Origin of the sequence: Curtobacterium sp. A7_M15, assembly GCF_030705415.1 — a bacterium.
Taxonomy (GTDB): Bacteria; Actinomycetota; Actinomycetes; order Actinomycetales; family Microbacteriaceae; genus Curtobacterium.
This window is the reverse complement of the sequence record NZ_JAUZED010000062.1, coordinates 1-20486: the sequence shown is the minus strand read 5'-3', so window position 1 is coordinate 20486 and position 20486 is coordinate 1. Positions and strand designations below refer to the sequence as shown.

At 70.7% G+C, this 20486-nt stretch carries 16 protein-coding genes, 1 tRNA gene and 2 pseudogenes; 4 read left to right on the top strand and 15 right to left on the bottom strand.

Going from position 1 to position 20486, the window contains the following annotated elements; translation table 11 throughout:
- Together Q7F20_RS11990 and Q7F20_RS11985 are read right to left on the bottom strand one after the other, a co-directional pair.
- Positions 1-233, bottom strand: a pseudogene (locus Q7F20_RS11990) (hypothetical protein); the annotation flags it as partial.
- Between the two features lie 17 nt (positions 234-250).
- On the bottom strand, positions 251-1249 hold the full coding sequence (locus tag Q7F20_RS11985; RefSeq protein WP_305740315.1) for a CpaF family protein: 999 nt from the start codon (positions 1247-1249) through the stop codon (positions 251-253).
- 622 nt (positions 1250-1871) lie between these two features.
- Between Q7F20_RS11985 and acs the strand changes: the two genes are divergently transcribed.
- Positions 1872-3857, top strand: coding sequence for an acetate--CoA ligase (gene acs, locus Q7F20_RS11980; RefSeq protein ID WP_305740314.1), 1986 nt, complete (start codon positions 1872-1874; stop codon positions 3855-3857).
- A 138-nt stretch (positions 3858-3995) separates the two neighbouring features.
- On the opposite strand, the gene Q7F20_RS11975 is transcribed toward acs, so the two are convergent.
- Together Q7F20_RS11975 and Q7F20_RS11970 are read right to left on the bottom strand one after the other, a co-directional pair.
- Complete coding sequence (locus Q7F20_RS11975; protein ID WP_305740313.1) at positions 3996-4457, bottom strand: RidA family protein; 462 nt, start codon at positions 4455-4457, stop codon at positions 3996-3998.
- Complete coding sequence (locus Q7F20_RS11970) at positions 4454-4612, bottom strand: hypothetical protein (protein ID WP_022907077.1); 159 nt, start codon at positions 4610-4612, stop codon at positions 4454-4456. Before Q7F20_RS11970 ends, Q7F20_RS11975 begins: the two co-directional genes overlap by 4 nt.
- A gap of 50 nt (positions 4613-4662) precedes the next feature.
- Between Q7F20_RS11970 and Q7F20_RS11965 the strand changes: the two genes are divergently transcribed.
- The 3 genes from Q7F20_RS11965 to Q7F20_RS11955 all read left to right on the top strand — a co-directional run bounded on the left by Q7F20_RS11965 (position 4663) and on the right by Q7F20_RS11955 (position 8345).
- Entirely contained in the window at positions 4663-7224 is a 2562-nt protein-coding gene (locus Q7F20_RS11965; RefSeq protein WP_305740312.1) for a transglycosylase domain-containing protein, read from the top strand.
- On the top strand, positions 7221-8177 hold the full coding sequence (locus Q7F20_RS11960) for a metallophosphoesterase (protein WP_305740311.1): 957 nt from the start codon (positions 7221-7223) through the stop codon (positions 8175-8177). The genes Q7F20_RS11965 and Q7F20_RS11960 overlap by 4 nt, the downstream gene beginning before the upstream one ends.
- 94 nt (positions 8178-8271) lie before the next feature.
- A tRNA-Pro gene (locus Q7F20_RS11955) sits at positions 8272-8345 on the top strand.
- Positions 8346-8560: 215 nt separating this feature from the next.
- On the opposite strand, the gene Q7F20_RS11950 is transcribed toward Q7F20_RS11955, so the two are convergent.
- The 11 genes and pseudogenes from Q7F20_RS11950 to Q7F20_RS11900 all read right to left on the bottom strand — a co-directional run.
- Positions 8561-9604 carry an LLM class flavin-dependent oxidoreductase gene (locus Q7F20_RS11950; RefSeq protein WP_305740310.1) on the bottom strand — a complete coding sequence of 348 codons (1044 nt, stop codon included), beginning with the start codon at positions 9602-9604 and terminating at the stop codon, positions 8561-8563.
- Between the two features lie 136 nt (positions 9605-9740).
- A complete protein-coding gene (locus tag Q7F20_RS11945) occupies positions 9741-10367 on the bottom strand; it encodes a thymidine kinase (protein WP_305740309.1) in 627 nt (208 codons plus the stop codon).
- Complete coding sequence (locus tag Q7F20_RS11940) at positions 10367-11068, bottom strand: response regulator transcription factor (protein ID WP_305740308.1); 702 nt, start codon at positions 11066-11068, stop codon at positions 10367-10369. The genes Q7F20_RS11945 and Q7F20_RS11940 overlap by 1 nt, the downstream gene beginning before the upstream one ends.
- On the bottom strand, positions 11055-12245 hold the full coding sequence (locus tag Q7F20_RS11935; protein ID WP_305740307.1) for a hypothetical protein: 1191 nt from the start codon (positions 12243-12245) through the stop codon (positions 11055-11057). The genes Q7F20_RS11940 and Q7F20_RS11935 overlap by 14 nt, the downstream gene beginning before the upstream one ends.
- Positions 12242-13465, bottom strand: coding sequence for a sensor histidine kinase (locus Q7F20_RS11930; RefSeq protein ID WP_305740306.1), 1224 nt, complete (start codon positions 13463-13465; stop codon positions 12242-12244). Before Q7F20_RS11930 ends, Q7F20_RS11935 begins: the two co-directional genes overlap by 4 nt.
- A gap of 171 nt (positions 13466-13636) precedes the next feature.
- Positions 13637-14779 (bottom strand): Rv2578c family radical SAM protein, encoded by a 1143-nt coding sequence (locus Q7F20_RS11925; protein WP_305740305.1) that lies wholly within the window; start codon positions 14777-14779, stop codon positions 13637-13639.
- Between the two features lie 46 nt (positions 14780-14825).
- On the bottom strand, positions 14826-16313 hold the full coding sequence (locus Q7F20_RS11920; protein WP_305740304.1) for a malate:quinone oxidoreductase: 1488 nt from the start codon (positions 16311-16313) through the stop codon (positions 14826-14828).
- 153 nt (positions 16314-16466) lie between these two features.
- Positions 16467-17519 carry an aspartate-semialdehyde dehydrogenase gene (locus Q7F20_RS11915; RefSeq protein ID WP_305740303.1) on the bottom strand — a complete coding sequence of 351 codons (1053 nt, stop codon included), beginning with the start codon at positions 17517-17519 and terminating at the stop codon, positions 16467-16469.
- A 17-nt stretch (positions 17520-17536) separates the two neighbouring features.
- Positions 17537-18802 carry an aspartate kinase gene (locus Q7F20_RS11910; protein ID WP_305740302.1) on the bottom strand — a complete coding sequence of 422 codons (1266 nt, stop codon included), beginning with the start codon at positions 18800-18802 and terminating at the stop codon, positions 17537-17539.
- Positions 18803-18934: 132 nt separating this feature from the next.
- Positions 18935-19534, bottom strand: a complete 600-nt coding sequence (gene recR, locus Q7F20_RS11905) for a recombination mediator RecR (RefSeq protein ID WP_305740301.1) — start codon at positions 19532-19534, stop codon at positions 18935-18937.
- Positions 19534-20486, bottom strand: a pseudogene (locus tag Q7F20_RS11900) (hypothetical protein); the annotation flags it as partial. The pseudogene Q7F20_RS11900 and the gene recR, both read right to left, overlap by 1 nt.

Genomic DNA, 20486 nt, shown 5'->3' with positions numbered 1-20486 from the left:
GCCGCCGACCGACGGAGGGCGCCGGCGAGTGCGCGGATCGTGCTCGCCGACGGCGCCCCGGTGCGCTCGGCGACGCGGAGCACGGCGGACACGTCCCGCCAGGCGGGACCGGCGTCGTCCGGGAAGCCGCCGACCAGTGCCCACGCTCGGGCAGGCGGGACACCGGCGGCGACGAGGGTCGCGACCCGGTCCAACGTGCGGGCCGCTGCCGCACCGTCGCGCAGGGGTGGCACTGGTCGCACCGACCGTCTCACCGTGACCCGTCCGCCGGACGGACGACGAGCCTCCCGTCCGGGCCGATGCGGAACGCGCCCACCGCTCCCAGCCGCCGCCGGCCCGCACGCCGCTCGACGTGCAGGACCAGGTCGAGGGCGCTGACCGCCTGCCGGGCGAGCGACTCCGGCCCGAGTCCGGCGAGCGCACCGAGTGCCTCGAGCCGTGCAGCGACGTCGGCGATCCCGTTCGCGTGGACCGTCCCCGCTCCCCCGTCGTGCCCGGTGTTGAGGGCCGAGAGGAGTTCGCGGACCTCGGCACCTCGGCACTCCCCGACGACGATGCGGTCGGGTCGCATGCGGAGGGCTTCGCGGACCAGCCGCTCCAGGCCGAGCGCTCCGGCCCCCTCGGCGTTCGCCTGCCGTGCTTCGAGGGAGACGACGTGCGGGTGGTCGATCCGGAGCTCGGCGACGTCCTCGACCGTGACGATCCGTTCGTCGGGCGGGACGGCCGACAGCATCGCAGCGAGCACGGTGGTCTTGCCGCTCCCCGTCGCGCCGGTGACGAGCACGTTGCGGCGCTCGTCGACCGCCCGCTCGACGACCGCTCGAGGGACCTGGGTGAACGCTCCGAGCGCCTCGAGCGACTGCAGCGTCGGCCTGCCCGGTGCGGGGAGTCGGACGGACACCGCGGTCCCGCCGACGGACACGGGTGCGAGCACGACGTGCACTCGGATCCCGTCGCCGTGACGGACGTCCGCGCAGGGTGTGGTCTCGTCGACGTGCCGCCCGCCCCGTGCCACCAGTTCGGTCGCGAGTTCGCGCACACGTCGCTCGGGCAGCTCGGGTGCGGCGCGTTCGAGCCCGCGCCCCCGGTCGACCCACGTCCCGCGGCCGCCGACCACGAGGACGTCCGTGACGCCCGCGTCGCCGACGAGCGCGGCGAGTTCCTCGAACTCGGCGGCGAGGACGTCGCGACGCCGGGACGGTCGCTTGGCGCCCGGCAGGAAGGGGGCGTCGGCACGGTGTCGGTGCATGCGACCAGAGAGTAGGGAGCGGCGGTCGTGGCACGTGGGTCCACGTCCCCCGCTGTGGACCACCCGTCGCACCGCGAGCAACGGGCCGATTTGTCCCCCGACACGCAAAGCCGTACCCCACTCGGTCTCGGTCCGGTCGGCGGTGCCCGATCGTCCCGGCACCAGCGGCGGAGCGGACGGCGCGAGCAGCAGCACGCGATCGCCGCACCGTCGAAGTCCATGCAGGATCATGGACAGGTCTGTCCACCGTTCGGCATGCCCGCGCGGATCGACGTCGGATCTCGACCGTCGGAGGGGCGCCATCGAACGACTGGAGGCCCGGAAACGAGAAGAGGCGGCACCAGTTGGGGGGAACAGGTGCCGCCTTGACATCGGTGGATTGGGGGGAATCCGAACCGCTGCCGCCGGAAACGAGTCCAGCGGGATCTACTGTACCCCATGATCGGCCTGCCGAAGCAACCCCCGGATCCACTTCCGGGCGTGCCGCGGTGCACGCCGTGAGCGAACACCGCCGGCACGTGCGTCCGGGACCCCGGCACGCCCGCCGCCCGCGCCGACCTGCGCCCGTACCGAGGGGTAGTCTCCGACTGCACCCCTGCCGCAACGACGCGAAAGGACATCGATGTCCGCTCCGACCCAGACCGACCCCCGCAACGACGGAGCTCCCGGCCGCCCGGACTCCCCGGACGCAGACGACGCCACGTTCGCCCCGTCGCCGGAGTTCGTCGCCGACGCGGTCGCGCACGAGGATCTGCACGAGGCCGCCTCCGCCGACCGCGAGGCGTTCTGGGCCGACCAGTCCCGCGCACTCCTGGACTGGCGGACGCCGTTCACGAAGACCCTCGACTGGTCCGGAGCACCGTTCGCGAAGTGGTTCGCCGACGGAGAGCTCAACGTCGCGGAGAACTGCCTCGACCGGCACGTCCGCGCCGGCAACGGAGAGCGGGTGGCGATCCACTTCGAGGGCGCCCCGGGCGACACACGTCGCATCACCTACGCCGAGCTGAGCGCCGACGTGCAGCGCGCAGCGAACATGCTCACCGACCTCGGCGTCGAGCAGGGCGACCGCGTCGTCGTCTACCTCCCCCTCATCCCCGAGGCCGTCGTCACGATGCTCGCCGTGGCCCGCATCGGCGCGATCCACTCGGTCGTCTTCGGCGGGTTCAGCGCGGAGAGCCTCCGTGCTCGCATCGAGGACGCCGGCGCGAAGCTCGTCGTGACGGCGGACGGCGGGTGGCGGCGCGGGGCCGTCTCCCCGCTGAAGCCGGCGGTCGACGAGGCGCTCGAGGGCGAGGGCACCGACAGCGTCGAACACGTGCTCGTCGTCAAGCGCGGCGGCAACGAGATCGCCTGGAACGACCGCGACCTCTGGTGGCACGACGAACTGGCGAAGGCGGACACCACCCACGACGCGCAGGCCTTCCCGGCCGAGACACCCCTCTTCATCCTCTACACCTCCGGCACGACCGGGAAGCCGAAGGGCATCGTGCACACCTCCGGCGGGTACCTCACCCAGGCCGCCTACACGCACAAGAACGTGTTCGACATGCACCCTGACCGGGACGTCTACTGGTGCACCGCGGACATCGGCTGGATTACCGGGCACTCCTACGTCGTCTACGGGCCCCTCGCGAACGGCGTCACGCAGGTCCTCTACGAGGGCACCCCCGACGAACCGAAGCCCGGCCGCTGGTGGGACCTCGTCGACGCGTACGGCGTCACGGTCCTCTACACCGCTCCGACCGCGGTCCGCGCGGCGATGAAGGCCGGTCGGCAGATCCCCGAGGCCCGCAGCCTCGAGAGCCTCCGCCTGCTCGGCAGCGTCGGCGAACCCATCAACCCCGAGGCCTGGCAGTGGTACCGCCAGGTCATCGGCCACGACCGCACGCCGATCGTCGACACGTGGTGGCAGACCGAGACCGGAGCGATCATGATCTCGGCCCTGCCCGGCGTCACGAAGCTCAAGCCCGGTGCCGCCCAGACACCGCTGCCCGGCATCGTCGCCGAGATCGTGGACGACGAGGGTCACCGCGCCGACCCTGGCGAGAGCGGCTACCTCACCATCACCGAGCCCTGGCCCTCGATGGCCCGCGGCATCTGGGGCGACCCGGACCGGTTCGTCGAGACCTACTGGTCGCGGTTCCCCGGCCGCTACTTCGCCGGCGACGGCGCTCGGCTGGACGGGCAGGGCGACATCTGGATCCAGGGTCGCGTCGACGACGTGATGAACGTGTCGGGGCACCGCCTGTCGACGGCCGAGATCGAGTCCGCGCTGGTCGGGCACGAGGGTGTGGCCGAGGCCGCGGTCGTCGGCGCGGCCGACGAGACCACGGGGCAGGCGGTCGTCGCCTACGTCATCCTCACGGCCGAAGCCGCGGACGGTGTCGACCGCGATTCCGTCGCCACGGAGCTCCGCAACTGGGTGGGCACGCGCATCGGCGCGATCGCGAAGCCCCGACAGGTGGTGATCGTCCCCGAGCTGCCGAAGACGCGGTCCGGCAAGATCATGCGTCGGCTGCTGCGCGACGCGGCCGAGGGCCGCCGCATCGGCGACACGACCACGCTCGCCGACCCGACGATCATGGCGACCATCGCGGAACTCATGTAGCAGGAACGACGCGAGCCGCGCCTCTCCCCACCGACACGGCCGACCCGCCGCTGGCGCGTCGGTCCGGAACCGGCGGCGTGGGCCCAGGGCGGTCCGCCAGGAGGCGCGGCTCGCGTGACGTGCGCCGCTGACGGTCCGTCAGTCGGTCAGCTCCACCACCAGCTCGACCTCGACGGGCGCGTCGAGGGGCAGGACGGCGACACCCACCGCGCTCCGCGCGTGGACGCCGGCGTCGCCGAACACGTCGCCGACGAGGTTCGACGCGCCGTTCGCGACGCCGGGCTGCCCGGTGAAGGTCGGGTCCGACGCCACGAACACCGTGACCTTCACGACCCGGGCGACCCGGTCCAGCGAGCCGGCGACGGACTCGACAGCGGCGAGCGCGTTGAGTGCGGCCACCCGCGCCTGCGTCGTCGCGGTGTCGACGTCGACCGACTGGCCGACCTTGCCCGTGACCGGCAGGGCACCGTCCACGAAAGGCAGCTGGCCGGCCGTGTACACGTACCCGCCGGTGACGACCGCGGGCACGTAGGCCGCGACCGGGGCGGCGACGGCCGGCAGGGTCAGTCCGAGCTCGGCGAGCCGATCGGCGACGCTCACGCGTCGGCCTTCGGGCGCTTCAGGTAGGCGACGAGTCCGCCTTCTGGGCCGGTGACGACCTGGACGAGCTCCCACCCCTCGTCACCGAAGTTGTTGAGGATGGCAGTGGTGTTGTGGATGATCAACGGGGTCGTGAGGTATTCCCAGCGAGTCATGGAGTTCCTTGCCAGCCTTTCAGTCGGCGGTGTCGTTTAGGCTGCATCCTATGTCTGCCCAGAAGACGTCTGCCTCGCGGACCAAGCCCGTCTCTGCAGTCGGCGCCTTCGTCGGATTCGTCGGTTTCAGCGTGCTCGCCGGTCTGCTCGTCACGATCGGTGTCACCCCCGCCATCGCGGTGGCCGGGGTTACCACGACGTCGACGATCGGCGTGTTCGAGTCCCTGCCGGAGTACATCGAGATCGGTGACCTCCCGCAGCGCAACGAGCTGTACGCGTACCAGGGCGGCAAGAGCGTGCACTTCGCGACGGTCTACGACCAGAACCGTCAGGAGCTGAAGTTCGACCAGATCAGCGACCAGCTGAAGAACGCGGCCATCGACGGCGAGGACAAGCGCTTCTACGACCACGGCGGTGTCGACATGACCTCGCTGGTCCGCGCCGGCGTGGGCTCCCTCGCGGGCGGCCTCGGCGAGTCGGGCGGTGGGTCGACGCTGACCATGCAGCTCGTCCGCAACATCAAGATGAACCAGGCGCTGGAGCTCCCGACGAAGGAAGAGCAGCTCAAGGCCTACCAGGCGGCGACCGAGACCTCCATCCCTCGCAAGCTCGAGGAGATGAAGCTCGCGATCGGCCTCGCCAAGAAGTACACGAAGAAGGAGATCCTCACCGGGTACCTCAACATCGCGTACTTCGGCGACCAGACCTACGGCGTGCAGGCAGCGGCGCAGCACTACTACAACAAGAGCGCGACCGACCTCACCCCTGCCGAGGCCGCTTCGATCCTCGCGATCGTGCAGTCGCCGAACACGCGCAACCTGTCGAACCCGAAGTACTACGAGGCCAACGTCGCCCGCCGTGACGTCATCCTCAAGTCGATGTACGCGCAGAAGCACCTGACGAAGGCCGAGTACGACCAGGCCGTCAAGTCGAACCCGAAGGACTACGTCCACCTGACGCAGCCGTCGCAGGGTTGCCGCGCCTCGGTCGGGGACGGCTCGCAGTTCTTCTGCGACTACGCCGTCAAGGTCGTCAAGGAGATGTCGCAGCTCGGGGCCACCCAGAAGGAACGCGACACCGCGTGGCGCAACGGCGGCTACAAGATCCAGACGACGCTGAACATCGACGCCAACGCGCAGCAGAAGCAGGTGCTCAACACCTGGGACAACAAGGCCGAGACGAACTTCAAGCTCGGCGCGGCGCTCGACTCGGTCGAGGTCGGCACCGGTCGCATCCTGACGATGGCGCAGAACAAGGACTACGACCAGTCGCTGCAGTCCCCGCCGACGGCGACGTCGCTGAACTACAGCGTCGACAAGAAGTACGGCGGCGGCATCGGGTTCCAGGTCGGGTCGACCTACAAGCTCTTCACACTCCTGCAGTGGCTGAAGGCCGGCCACGGGCTGAACGAGACCGTGAACGGGACGCCGCACAACACCTCGGTCTGGCAGCACTGCGGTGAGCCGACGTACGGCAACTGGGCGCCGAAGAACGACTCCGCGGGCGAGAACGGCAACTACACGGTCGCCCGCGCCACGGCCCTGTCGGTCAACGCCGCGTTCGCCTCGATGGCCGCGAAGCTCGACCTGTGCGACATCAAGCAGACCGCCGAGGACCTCGGCGTGCACTCGGCTGACGACAAGACCGAGCTGAACTCGTACCCGTCGTCCATCCTCGGCACGAACAACATCGCGCCGCTCACGATGGCCGCCGCCTACGCCGGTGTCGCCAACAACGGCACGTTCTGCTCGCCGATCGCCATCGACAACGTCACCAACGCCGAGGGCAAGAGCCTCGGCGGCCAGCCGAAGTCCTGCAAGCAGGTCCTCGACCCGTCCGTCGCGCAGACCGCGGTCTACGCGATGAAGGGCACGATCTCCGGCGGTACCGCGGTCGGCGCCCAGACCTACGACGGTACGCAGCTGTTCGGCAAGACGGGCACGACCGACGACGCCGACCAGATCTGGCTCGTCGGTTCGAGCTCGCGTGTCGCGACGGCCTACTGGCAGGGCAACACCAACGGCGGCAAGAACAACCTCCGCCACTACTACAACGGTGTCAGCGGCACCTACGCCAGCGCCCGAGCGGATGTCTGGCGCCAGGCGCAGACCCCGATGAACGCGCTGTACCCGGCCGGCCCCTTCACCGACCCGTCGTCCTCCGCCCTGCGTGGCAATGCGAAGGCGGTCCCCGACGTGACCGGCAAGACCGCCGCCGAGGCGAAGGCCGCCATCACCGGCGCCGGGTTCACCTACGTGGACGGCGGCGCGCAGCCGGGCACGGCGAAGGCCGGAACCGTCTCGTCGACCTCCCCGTCCGCGAACTCGCTGCTGTCGAGTGGTTCGAGCGTCACGGTCTACACCTCCGACGGCTCGCAGATCACGATGCCCGCCATCGCCGGCGCGACACTCGACACCGCCCGCTCCAAGCTCAACCAGCTCGGCTTCACGAACGTGAACATCTCCGACTCGTACGAGAAGGGCGGCGCCGGCAAGACGTGCCGCGTGGCCTCGGTCGATCCGGGCGTCCACGCAGCGGCGAGCAAGGACTCCGCGGTGACGCTGACGTTGTACGGCGACAAGAACGGCAAGGCGCCCAAGGACTGCAAGTGAGCCGCGGTCGCGCCGCGCTGGGGGTCATCGCTGCGGGCGCGGCCGTCGGTGCCGCGTCCGCAGCCTGGGGGACGCTCGTCGAGCGGCGGCGGTTCGGCATCCGCTGGGAGACCATCCCGGTCCTGCCGCCCGGGTCACGCGACGTCACGGTCCTGCACCTGTCCGACATCCACATGGCGCCGTGGCAGGCCGACAAGCAGCAGTGGCTCCGTGACCTGAGCCTCGTCGAGCCCGACTTCGTCGTGAACACCGGCGACAACCTCGGTCACCCCACGGCCAACGCCGCGGTCGAGTACGCGCTCGAGCCGTTCCGCGGCATCCCCGGTGCCTTCGCGTACGGGTCGAACGACTTCTACGGGCCGACGCCGCGCAACCCGTTCAAGTACTTCGGCGGCCCGAGCACCCACAAGCACGGCACGCGTCCGGTCGAACTCGACATCGACCGGCAGACGGCGTTCTTCGAGTCCCTCGGTTGGCTCGACGTCAACGATCAGGCACACGCCATCGAGCTCCGCGGATCGCGGTTCGAGCTCTTCGGGACGTCCGACGCCCACCGCGACTGGGACCGTCTCGACCTGCTGCCGACCAACGTCGACGAGATGCGCAGCGACGTGCCGTGGTCGGAGGACGAGGACGGCCCCTCCCCCGTCGCCCTCGGCATCACCCACGCGCCGTACCGCCGGGTGCTCGACGCCTTCGTCACGCAGGGTGCCGACGTCATCTTCGCGGGACACACCCACGGCGGACAGGTGCAGGTCCCCGGAGTCGGCGCGCTCGTCACGAACTGCGACCTGCCGCGACGGTACGTCAGCGGGCTGCACAAGTGGCAGCACCGGGGACACTGGTCGTGGCTCGAGGTCTCTGCGGGCCTCGGGACGTCGATCTACGCGCCGGTCCGGTTCGCCTGCCGGCCCGAGGCCGTGGTCGTCACCCTCACGGCCCGCACGGACTGAGCACGACGCGCCCGGGAGTTCGCATCGTGGTCACGAGCACCCCCGAACATCGGATAGACTTCTGGGGTTGCTCCGGTACGGAGTGACCACACCGCGGGGTGTGGCGCAGCTTGGTAGCGCGCCTCGTTCGGGACGAGGAGGTCGCAGGTTCAAATCCTGTCACCCCGACACTGTGTTGAGACAGTACGAAGAAGGCCCTGGTTCTCCAGAACCAGGGCCTTCTGCTTTGCCGCTCCGTGCGCTCGGTGCGGCCCGTTGTGCGCTCGATGCCGAGGCAGCACAGGGCCGCGCCCGCGATGGTGAGCAGAAATGGTCGGGTGCCGCGCGGCTACCCGACCATTTCTGCTCACTGTCCGACCTCGGGCGCGGTGCCCCCGAGCAAGTCAGACGGAAGCGCCCTCCGCCGCAGCCACGAGCCGCCCCTCCGCCTGCAGCGCAGCGACCACGTCGAGCGCCTGGTGCCGGTACCGCGCCTGCGCAGCACCGGGAGCGACGATCACCCCGTTTGCACCGGTCGACGCCACGAGCGCGTTGATCTTCGCCGCGACCTCGTCCGCCGTACCGTACGCCTGACGCTCGGTCCGCGCCTCGATGAAGCGGCGCTCGAGGTCGCTGAACTCGTACGCGCGGGCCTCCTCCATGGACACCGGCTCGGGCTTGGCACCCTGACGCATGCGGATGAAGGAGATCATGCCCGGCGCCGACTGCTCCGACACCACGACGGGGTCCTCGTCGGTGACGACCTGCACGCCGATCAATGCGTTCGGGGTCTGCCGGAAGCGCGAGGGTCGGAACGAGTCTCGGTAGAGCGCCAGGGCGGCCTCGGTGTTGTCCGACGCGAAGTGGTGCGCGAAGGCGAACGAGACGCCCAGGGCACCGGCGACCTGCGCGCTGTACCCGGAGGACCCGAGCAGCCAGAACTCCGGCACGTCGCCGTAGCCCGGCACCGCCTGGATCCTGGAGAGGGGGTTCGCGGGGTCCATGCCGGTGAAGAAGCCGATGAGGTCGGCCAGGCGGTCCGGGAAGTCGTCGACGTCGAGCCGATCGGTGCGGCGCAGCGCCATCGCGGTCGCCCCGTCGGTACCCGGGGCACGCCCGAGGCCGAGGTCGACGCGGTCCCCGTAGAGCGCCCGGAGCGTGCCGAACTGCTCGGCGACGACGAGCGGCGCGTGGTTGGGCAGCATGACCCCTCCGGAGCCGATCCGGATGGTCGAGGTCGCTGCCCCCACGGCGCTCAGCAGCACTGCCGGCGCCGACGACGTGATCCCCGGCATCCCGTGGTGCTCGGCGACCCAGAACCGCTCGTAGCCGAGCTTCTCGGCGTGCACCCCCATGTCGATGGAGCCCTGCAGGGCCTCGGTGTTGGACTGGCCGTACTCGCGGGTCGCCAGGTCGAGGACGGACAGGTGCACGGATGCGTCGCTCATGCTGGCGTCAACGTCGCCCGACACGGGAGCATTCCGCTGCGAACGGGCAGAACACGCCGCCCGCGGGCACCGAGCGTGACGGAAAGTGCCCGCTCGGGCGGTGCGTGCAGCGACCGGCGAGAGCCACCGCAGAGCGTCAGTCGCCGTCGAGCCGTCCGCCGGACTCGGTCAGGTAGCAGTTCGCGCACAACGACTCGTACGTGACGTCGACGCCGTCGATGGCGACCTGCGACCCGTCGAACACGAACCGGCCGTCGACCTTGCGGGCGTTGAACACGGCCTTCCGGCCGCAGCGGCAGATCGTCTTCAGCTCTTCGAGGGAGTGCGCGACCTCGAGCAGGCGCGCACTGCCGGGGAACGCCTCGGTGCGGAAGTCCGTGCGGATGCCGTAGGTGATGACGGGGATCTCGTCGAGCACGGCGATGCGCAACAGGTCGTCGACCTGGCGGGGCGTGAGGAACTGCGCCTCGTCGACGAGCACGCAGCTGACCGGGCGGACCATGCCGTCGAGCCGGGCGGACTCGGGATCGGTGGCACCGGCGTCGGTGACCGCGACCCGGACGTCGGCCTCGGGTGAGAACACGATGTCGACCGTACGGGTGACCCCGAGGCGCGAGACGATCTCACGGTCTCCCTTCGTGTCGACCGACGGCTTCGCGAGCAGGACCCGGTGTCCGCGCTCCTCGTAGTTGTAGGCGGCCTGCAGGAGTCCCGTGCTCTTGCCGCTGTTCATCGCACCGTAGCGGAAGTAGAGCTTCGCCACTACGCGAGGAATCCGTCCTCGGCCGCACGGCGGATGAGGTCGGACTTCTTGGACGCGGGCCGGCCGACCTTGCTGTACTTCTCGCGCACACGGCGGAGGTAGGTCTTCGCGGTCTCGTACTGCACGTTCATCTGCGCGGCGACCTCGTTCGTCGAGTAGCCGGACACGTACAGGCGCAGGGCTTCCTCTTCGCCGTGGCTGAGCTTCGGCCGCTGGTGCGCGTTCGCCCCGGTCGGCAGCGGGCGCCAGTCGCGCTGCGGCGGGGTGTCCCGCGCGACGCCCATGACCTCGCGCGCGACGTCCATGACCTCGCGCATGGGCAGCGACTTCGACAGGAAGGCGGCGGCGCCCGCGGCGAGTGCGCGGTCACGGGACTCGCGGCTGTCGACGCTCGACAGGACGATGACCTTGGCGCCAGCCGCGCGGCAGGTGCGCACGCGGGCTTCGATCGAGACGGGCTCCTTGAGCTGGAAGTCGAGGAACACCAGGTCGGTCGGGAAGTTCTCGCTGTGCACCATCTCGAGCCACGTGTGGGCCGTCAGCGCGAGGTCGAAGTCGAACGCGTTGACCGCGATCCAGCTCGACAGGCTGTCCAACAGCACCTCGTGGTCGTCGAGGATCGCCAGCCGCACGCGTCGTGTCCCCGGGTTCGGGATGGCGGGCGTGCCCTCCGTGATCCGGCTCGGGTCAGTGCTGGTCATACGAGAACCTTAGTGCGAGGGCGGAGGGTCGGACCGCGACGTCCAGATCGGGGAACGTCACGCGGAGGACCGCGAAGTAGGGGTCGAAGGTGCGGTGGATGCCGACGTCGGAGTCGGCGACGGCGAGATCGATCGCGACGCTCACGCGCTTGCCGGAGACCGAGGGCTCGTCGGGAAGCGCCATGTCCTCCTCCGCCCGTCGGATCGTGGCCCGGAACCCGGCGGGATCGACCGTGGAGGCGCGCAACGCAGCCCGCAGGAACGTCCGGACGACCGTGCGCTGGTCCGCGTCGAGCGAGGCGATGAGCCCGTCCGGGTCGTCGACGACGGCACCGGCACCGCCCTCGGTCCGGATCGCGTGTTCGAACCACGTCCGGTCGGCGTCGGCCACCATCGAGCGACGGATACCGTCCGCTATGGCGCGGGCTCGGGCTCGGTCGGCGTCGGTGATGACCTCGCGGGTGCGGATCTCGGCGAGGAAGGGCGCCACGTCGCGGGCGAGGATGGTCGAGCGGTCCTGCTGCACGCTGGCGTCGATCCCGTCGCGCTCCGCACGCTCGACCGAGTACGACCCGGCGCGGATCTGGACACGCTCGGCGAGCCCGGCGAACGTCCACGCGAAGACCGCCGAGGCCGAGGTCAGCACCAGTGTCGGCGCTGCCGCCAGGAACGCGGCGACCCCGACCGGGACGTGGTGCGGGAAGACCGACGCCGCGATGCCCCACGAGGCCCCCGTGACGACCGCGAGGACCAGGCCGCCGACGGCCAGGTCGGTCCAGGGTCGGTACGGCGCGGTCATGACGATCCCGGTCGCCGCGAGGAGGGACATGAAGTCGTTCAGGGCGCTGCGGTCCGGACCCCACTGGGCAGCAACGCTCGTGACCGTCGCCACCGCGAGGAGCAGCACGTGCAGCACGAACGCCCAGCGCGGGAACGGTGCGCGGAACGGACTCGACGCGACGAACACGACCGCGCCGGACGTCGCGACGAGGAGCACGGTGAGGGCACTCAGGGTCGGGCTGCCGACCACGTCGCGGTCGAACACCGACACCAGCAGCGCCCAGAGCACGCCGCAGGCGCCGAGCACGATCGCCAGCGGTCGGGACCCCATCGCGCCGAGCGGGTCGTACTGCTGTGCGGTCCGGCCGACTCCGCGGGTCCGAGCCGGCCGGGTCACCGGGTGACCTCGGACCCGGCGTTCGGCACCGGGGTCGACCCGGTGACGGCGCCGTACGGCACGGACATCATCACGCTCGTCCCGGACCCGGGCGAGGACCACACCTGGACGTCGCCGCCGACGCGGCCGATGCGCTCCCGCACGGACCCGCGGAGGCCCATCCGGTCCGGACTGGTCGTCGACTCGTCGAAGCCGCGCCCGTCGTCCACCACCATGACCGTGCACGCAACGCCGTCGTCGAACACGCTCACCTCGGCGGCGTCGGTGCCCGCGTGCTTCCGGACGTTCGCCAGGCACTGCCCGACCGCGCGCAGCATGGCCGTCATCGCGGCCTGGTCCAGCCGGGCGAGGACCGCCGGATCGCCGGTGACTGCCACGTCGAGCCCGAGGGAACGGTGGTCGTCGATCATCTGCTCGAACGCCCGCACAGCGGCACCCGGTTCGGGGCGCGACGGGTTCGATCCGCGGTCGAGCCACTCCTTGCCCGTCAACATGGCGACGTCCGCCTCGACGGTGCGGGCGAGTTGCGCGTCCATCGGGCCGTCGGGCGCCAGGGCGATCGCCCCGAGGTGGTTGAGGACCGTGTCGTGGAGGATGGCCGCTGCCTCGGCCTCGACGCCGGCGCGGTAGGCGGAGACGTGCTCCTCACGCGCGGAGCGGAGGAGTTCGGGCTGGACGCGTTCGGAGCGGGTGGTGTTGCGACTCGTGATCAGCACGAGGGCGATGACGAACCCGAGGGTCACCCAGGCGAGCACGAGGGGATGCGAGGGTCCACCCTCCTGCGCGATCGCGATCGAGGTCGCGAACCGGCCGACCAGGAACCCGGCGATCGACCACAGCGCCACCCGGCCGGCGACCGCGCCGGCACCACCCACCAGCACGAGCGGGATGATCGACAGCGAGAGCAGGTACGAGGCGACCCACCCGGCGGGGACCTCGCGCTGGACGACGACGGCGAACCACCACGCGCACACCCCGCCGACGACGAGGAACGCGACGGCCGAACGCCAGGTGCCGAACTGCACGTGCACCGCGATCATGCCGAGCATCGGGACCAGCGCCAGCACGGCACCGACCACCCGGACGTCGGGTTCCGCCAAGCGGTAGAGCACCAGGGTGATCGCGGCGGCGGCGAGCGATCCGATGGCGGCGGCGTGGAACGCCCGCACGGTCGACCACGCGTTCACTCGCGGAGCGAGGTGCGTGGGGATGCCGAGCACGGGTGGAGGGTCCTTCCGGACGTGGGGGAACGCCGCCCACGATCCAACCACCGTTGGTGCGACCGTGTACCCCGATTGTCGGAGTGATCGGCGACCCGCTCGATGATACCGGCACATCTGCATTCGCGGTGTCCCCCGAACGCGCTCTGCAGCCCCCGGGTGCCTTCTCGCTCAGAACAGGGTCGGCACCCCCGGTGCGGAACGCGGCACGAGGCGCCGGTCGAACCCCGGATCAGCCCGCTTCAGCGGCGACGTCGTCGGCCGGGACTGCTCGTCGAGCGGCGATGGTCCGGCAGGCACGCCATCCGTGCCGCCCGACCGGTTCGTGAACCCCATCGACCCCGTCGCCGGGTCGACCCGACCGAGCCCCGTGCCGTGCGCGCGCAGGATCGGACGGACCCGCTCGGCGAGCCAGCGCCGGTAGTCCTTCGGCGCGTAGGTGTTGTCGAGGTACATCGACCGGTACCGCTCGACGAGGTCCGGCCGAGTGCGCTGCAGCCAGGCGAACCACCAGGGCTTCACGCCCGGACGCAGGTGGAGGGCGGAGTACATCACGCTCGATGCCCCCGCGGCAGCAGCTCGCCCGATCGCGTCGTCGAGGTGCGCCCGGGTGTCGGTGATGTACGGCAGGACCGGCATGAGGAACACCGAGCACGTCAGACCCGCGTCACGGATCGCCCGGACGGTCGCCAGGCGGGCCGCCGTCGTCGGGGTCCCCGGCTCGACCTGCTGCTGGAGGTCGTCGTCGTAGACCGCGATCGACATCGCCAGGTCGACGGGCACCGACCGTGCCGCCTCGACCAGCAGCGGGATGTCCCGACGCAGCAGTGTGCCCTTCGTCAGGATGCTGAACGGCGTGCCCGATCCGGCCAAGGCCCGGATGACGCCGGGCATCAGCCGGTACTTGCCCTCGGCGCGCTGGTACGGGTCCGTGTTCGTGCCGAGGGCGACCGGGTGACGGTCCCAGCTCGGCTTCGTGAGCTCGCGGTGCAGGACGTCGGCCACGTTCGTCTTCACGACGATCTGCTGGTCGAAGTCGGCTCCGCCGTCGAACTCGAGGTAGGTGTGCGTCGGGCGGGCGAAGCAGTACACGCACGCGTGACTGCAACCCCGGTACGGGTTGATCGTCCACCCGTACGTGCCACTGCCGTCCGCGCTCGGGACCCGGTTCAGGGCGCTCTTGGCCAGGACTTCGTGGAAGGTGACACCCGCGAACTCCGGGGTCGTCACGCTGCGGACGAACCCGCTGTTCGACTCCAGCCCGGGGAGCGCGTCGCTCCGCGAGGCATCGATCGCCTGACCACTCCACCGCATGCCGCCATTCGAACACATGTTCGAACACGGCGCAAGCGGCCGGGTGTCAGTGGTGGAGGCCGAGCACCTTCGCGGTGCGCTCGAGCGTCGCGTCGGCCAGCTCGGCGTCGGAGCCGAGGTCCTGCCCGTAGGTGGGCACCATCACGCGGACCGCGGCTTCCCAGCGGTCCCAGCGGTCGGGGAAGCACTTCCGGAGCAGGCCGAGCATGATCGGCACCGCGGTGGAGGCGCCGGGGCTCGCACCCAGTAGACCGGCGATCGAACCGTCCGCCGAGGTGATGACCTCGGTGCCGAACTGCAGGACGCCGCCCTTGTCCTTGTCGGGCTTGATGACCTGCACGCGCTGCCCGGCGGTGATCCGGTGCCAGTTCCCGGGCTCGGCGCTCGGCATGAAGTCCCGCAGGGCGTCGAACTTCGTCTGCTTCGAGGCGAGGAGCTGCCCGATCAGGTAGCGCACGAGGTCGAAGTTCGAGAACGCGACGCTCAGCATCGGACGGAGGTTGTGCGGCCGGATCGACTTGACCAGGTCGAAGAGCGAGCCCTGCTTCAGGAACTTCGGGCTGAAGCCCGCGTACGGCCCGAACATGAGCGAGGCGCTGCCGTCGACGATGCGGGTGTCGAGGTGCGGGACCGACATCGGCGGCGCACCGACGCTGGCCTTGCCGTAGACCTTGGCCGAGTGCTTCTGCACGACCTCGGGGTCGTCGGTGCGCAGGAACTCGCCGGAGACCGGGAACCCGCCGTACCCGCGGATCTCCGGGATGCCGGACTTCTGCAGGAGGTGCAGCGCGCCACCACCGGCGCCGACGAACACGAACTTCGCGGCGATGCGCTGGGTCGACCGACCGATCTCGTTGCGGACGTCGAGGACCCAGCCCTCGCTGACCTTCGACCGCGAGATCTTCGTCACCTGGTGCGAGGGCTCGAACTCGACACCGTCGACCTCGAGCTGGTCGAACAACTGCCGGGTGAGCGACCCGAAGTCGACGTCCGACCCGGCGGCCGAGTAGGTCGCCGCGATCGGCTGGTCCTTCTTCCGACCCGGGATGAGCGCGGGCGCCCACTGCCGGATCTGCTGCGGGTCGTCGGAGAACTCGAGCCCGGCGAAGAGCGGGTGGTCCTTCATCGCCTCGTACCGCTTGCGCATGTACTCGACATTGTCGGCACCCCACACGAACGAGATGTGCGGCGTCGGGTTGATGAAGTTCGAGGGCTCCGGCAGGTCACCGGTCTCGACGAGGTGCGCCCAGAACTGCCGGGAGACCTGGAACTGCTCGTTGACGGTCACGGCCTTGCTGATGTCGACGCGGCCGTCCGGCAGCTCGGGCGTGTAGTTCAGCTCACAGAGCGCGGAGTGCCCCGTCCCGGCGTTGTTCCAGGGGTTCGAGCTCTCCTGTGCCACGGTGCCGAGCCGCTCGTAGACACGGATCTTCCAGGTGGGTTCGAGCCGGTGGATGATCGCGCCGAGGGTGGCGCTCATGATCCCTCCCCCGACCAGGACGACGTCGATCGGGTCCACCTGCTTCACTGCCACCCGACAATGCTAGCGGCGTCCGCTGACAAGCCCAGCCGAGAACGACGGGAGGCGCGGTGCCGGCTGGCACCGTCCCTCCCATCACGGCCGTCGTGCCGCTGGCGCGTCACGCCGGAACCGGCGGGTGGGGCCAACCTGCTGGTCTGCACAGGGTTACGCAGCGACCGTCCGGCGCGCCACGATCGCCTCGGCGATCTGCACCGCGTTGAGCGCGGCCCCCTTGCGGAGGTTGTCGTTGCTCACGAAGAGCACCAGTCCGTGCCCCTCGGGCGCGGACTGGTCGGCGCGGATGCGCCCGACGAAGGACGGGTCCTGCCCGGCTGCCTGGAGCGGCGTCGGGACCTCGGCGAGCTCGACGCCCGGTGCGGCGGCGAGGATCTCCGTCGCACGCTCGGGCGAGAGCGCGCGTGCGAACTCGGCGTTGACCGAGATGGAGTGCCCCGTGAAGACGGGCACGCGGACGCAGGTCCCGGCGACGAGCAGGTCCGGCAGCTCGAGGATCTTCCGGCTCTCGTTGCGGAGCTTCTTCTCCTCGTCGGTCTCCCCCAGCCCGTCGTCGACGATGCTGCCCGCGAGCGGGATGACGTCGAACGCGATCGGGCGGACGTACTTCACCGGCTCCGGGAACGTCACGGCCGAGCCGTCGTGCGTCAGCGCCGCGGTGTCCTGCTCGAGCGCAGCGCGCGCCTGTCCGAGGAGTTCGTCGACTCCGGCGAGCCCGGAACCCGAGACCGCCTGGTAGGTGGTGGCGACGAGACGACGCAGGCCGGCCTCGGTGTCGAGCACCTTGAGGACCGGCATGATCGCCATCGTCGTGCAGTTCGGGTTCGCGATGATCCCCTTCGGCGCGTCGTCGATGGCGTGCGGGTTCACCTCGCTCACGACGAGCGGGACGTCGGGGTCCATGCGCCAGGCGCTGGAGTTGTCGACGACGAGGGCGCCCGCGGCAGCGAACTTCGGCGCGAGTGCTCGGGAGGCGGTGGCGCCGGCCGAGAACAGGGCGATGTCGACGCCCGTCGGATCGGCCGTCTCGGAGTCCTCGACGACGATCTGCTCGCCACGGAACGGGAGCGTCGTGCCGGCGGACCGGGCGCTCGCGAAGAACCGGACCTGCTCGGCCGGGAACGCGCGTTCCTCGAGCAGACGGCGCATCACGGCGCCGACCTGGCCGGTGGCGCCGACGACGGCGACGGTGAGGGTGCTCATGCGGTGCTCCTGACGGGTCAGCGGCCGGTGCCGGCGTAGACGACGGCTTCGGAGTCGGCGTCGAGGCCGAACGCGTTGTGGACCACGCGCATCGCCTCGTTGAGGGTGTCGGCGCGGGTGACGACCGAGATGCGGATCTCCGACGTGGAGATCATCTCGATGTTGATCGACGCCTCGTGCAGGGCCCGGAAGAGCGCCGCCGAGACCCCCGCGTTCGTGCGCATGCCGGCGCCGACCAGGGCGAGCTTGCCGATCTGGTCGTCGTACTGGATGCCCTCGTACCCGATCTCGGCCTTGGCGACCTCGAGCGCGGTCAGGACGCCCTGGCCCTGGTCCTTCGGCAGGGTGAACGAGATGTCGGTCCGACCGGTGACGGCCTCGGACACGTTCTGCACGATCATGTCGATGTTCGCGCCGGCACGGGCGACGATCGTGAAGATCTCCGCCGCCTTGCCCGGGGTGTCGGGCACGCCGACGACGGTGATCTTGCCCTCGGAGAGGTCTCCGGCGATGCCGGTGATGATCGGTTCTTCCACGGTTTCCCCCTCTGCAGGGTTGTAGACGATGGTTCCCTCGGCGTTGCTGAAGGAGGAGCGGACGTGCAGCGTGACGCCGTGCCGACGGGCGTACTCGACGGCACGGATGTAGAGGACCTTCGCACCGGATGCTGCGAGTTCGAGCATCTCCTCGCTGGTGATGCGGTCGACCTTCCTGGCCTTCGGCACCACGCGCGGATCGGCGGTGAAGATGCCGTCGACGTCGGTGTAGATCTCGCAGATGTCGGCGTCGAGCGCCGCGGCGAGGGCGACGGCCGTCGTGTCCGAACCGCCCCGGCCGAGCGTGGTGATCTCGCCCGTCGTCCGGTTGAACCCCTGGAAGCCGGCGACGATCGCGACGTGTCCGGCGTCGAGGGCCTCGCGCACGCGCTTCGGGGTGACGTCGACGATGCGGGCCTTGCCGTGCTGCGCGTCGGTGAGCATGCCGGCCTGGCTGCCGGTGTAGGACGACGCCTCGACCCCGAGGCTCTTGATCGCCATCGCCAGGAGCGCCATCGAGATGCGCTCCCCCGCGGTGAGGAGCATGTCGAGCTCACGACCGGCGGGGATCGGCGTCACGGAGTGCGCGAGGTCGACGAGCTCGTCGGTGGTGTCGCCCATCGCCGAGACGGCCACGACCACGTCGTTGCCGGCCTTCTTCGTCTGGACGATCCGCTTCGCCACGCGCTTGATGCTCTCGGCGTCCGCGACGGACGATCCACCGAACTTCTGCACGATCAAGGCCACTGCTTGGTACTCCCGGGGACGACGGTTCCGCGACTGTCACGCGGTCTCATGATGGTAGTCGGTGTTTCGAGGATGTTGCGTCGGAGCCGGTGCAGACGCAAGGATCCTGCGCGCTGCTCGGCCGCCGGATGATCAGCCGCCGACGACGCGGCGGCCCTCGAACGCGCGACCGAGCGTGACCTCGTCGGCGTACTCGAGGTCACCGCCGACCGGGAGTCCCGAGGCGAGTCGCGTCGTGCGGATGCCCATCGGCACGAGCAGGCGGCTGAGGTACGTCGCCGTGGCCTCGCCCTCGAGGTTGGGATCCGTCGCGATGATGACCTCGTCCACCGTGCCGTCCGCCAGTCGCGTCATGAGCTGCTGGATGCGGAGGTCGTCCGGGCCGATGCCGTCGATCGGGCTGATCGCGCCGCCGAGCACGTGGTAGAGCCCACGGAACTCGCGCGTGCGCTCGATCGCCGCGACGTCCTTCGCCTCTTCCACGACGCAGATCACCGACGGCGACCGACGGGGATCGCGGCAGATGCTGCACTGCACGTTCTCGGTGACGTTGCCGCAGATCTCGCAGAAGCGGACCTTCTCCTTGACGTCCGCGAGGAGCTCGGACAGTCGACTCGGGTCGAACGACTCGGTCTGGAGGATGTGGAACGCGATGCGTTGCGCCGACTTCGGTCCGATGCCGGGCAGGCGACCGAACTCGTCGATGAGGTCCTGCACGATGCCGTCGTACATCAGGCGCCTTCCTCGTGGAGGGAGGTCTCCTCGATGAACTGGGCGTTCAGGATCTCACGGACGACCGCCTCGCCGTAGCGGCCCGCGACCGGGGTCCGGCGGACCTGCGGTGCGGGTGCCGCCGGGCGCTGCGGGCCCGGCGCGGGTGCCGAGGGCTGCTGCGCCGGAGCGGACTGCTGCGGTGCCCGGGACTGCTGCGGCGTCACGGGCTGCTGCGGCGCGGAGGACGCGTCCGGGTAGGGGTCGCCGTCGCCGTAGGGGTCGTCGTCGAGCGGGTAGTCGTCGACCGGGACGTCCGGGTCGCCGACCGGCGCGGTGTCCGGACCGCGGCCCGCGTCGCGCCCACCGGTGGTGTCCGAGGACCCGGGAGGCGCGGCCTGCGTCTCGGGAGCGGCCTGCGGTGCCGGTGCGCCCAGTGAGGACGCGGGGCGCAGCTGTGCCGCGAGGGCCGCGTCTGCCGTCGGATCGGACACCGTCGGGACCGGGGTCACGGGCTCGCCCGTGTCGGTCGTGCCGAACGGTGCCGACCACGCGCGCTCGGCGCTGGCACTGGCGTCCCCTGCCGGGATCGTGGCGACGGCCCACTCGGTGACGGGGGCTCCGCCGGGCTCCGGGGTCGGGGTCGGGGCCGGGCGGGGCTGCGGCGGCCGTTGCTCGTCCGGCCGTTCGGACGTGGCCTCCTGCGGTGCCGGTGCCGACGCCGCTGCGGGTTCCGGCTGTCGGACCGGCGGGGTGCGCTGCTGGACCGGAGCGCTCTGCGGAGTCGGCTGAACGCTCCGGTCGGCGACCGGGGCGGGCTGCGGTGACGGGGCCTGCTGCGTGTCGTGCACGGCCGTGTTCTCGGCGGGCGCGGCGGGAGCGGCTGCCCGCGACGGCTGCGCGGTCCCCTGCGACGGCTGAGCGGTCCCCTGCGCCGACTGGGCGGTCCCCTGCGGCGGCTGCGCCCCGGGCT

What these genes read in the sequence shown, in the direction of transcription:
- Q7F20_RS11925 (WP_305740305.1), bottom strand. Translation starts at nt 14,779, where the DNA reads ATGCGGTGGAGTGGTCAGGCGATCGATGCCTCGCGGAGCGACGCGCTC.
- Q7F20_RS11915 (WP_305740303.1), bottom strand. Translation starts at nt 17,519, where the DNA reads ATGAGCACCCTCACCGTCGCCGTCGTCGGCGCCACCGGCCAGGTCGGC.
- recR (WP_305740301.1), bottom strand. Translation starts at nt 19,534, where the DNA reads ATGTACGACGGCATCGTGCAGGACCTCATCGACGAGTTCGGTCGCCTG.
- Q7F20_RS11970 (WP_022907077.1), bottom strand. Translation starts at nt 4,612, where the DNA reads ATGACTCGCTGGGAATACCTCACGACCCCGTTGATCATCCACAACACC.
- Q7F20_RS11965 (WP_305740312.1), top strand. Translation starts at nt 4,663, where the DNA reads ATGTCTGCCCAGAAGACGTCTGCCTCGCGGACCAAGCCCGTCTCTGCA.
- Q7F20_RS11985 (WP_305740315.1), bottom strand. Translation starts at nt 1,249, where the DNA reads ATGCACCGACACCGTGCCGACGCCCCCTTCCTGCCGGGCGCCAAGCGA.
- Q7F20_RS11950 (WP_305740310.1), bottom strand. Translation starts at nt 9,604, where the DNA reads ATGAGCGACGCATCCGTGCACCTGTCCGTCCTCGACCTGGCGACCCGC.
- Q7F20_RS11940 (WP_305740308.1), bottom strand. Translation starts at nt 11,068, where the DNA reads ATGACCAGCACTGACCCGAGCCGGATCACGGAGGGCACGCCCGCCATC.
- acs (WP_305740314.1), top strand. Translation starts at nt 1,872, where the DNA reads ATGTCCGCTCCGACCCAGACCGACCCCCGCAACGACGGAGCTCCCGGC.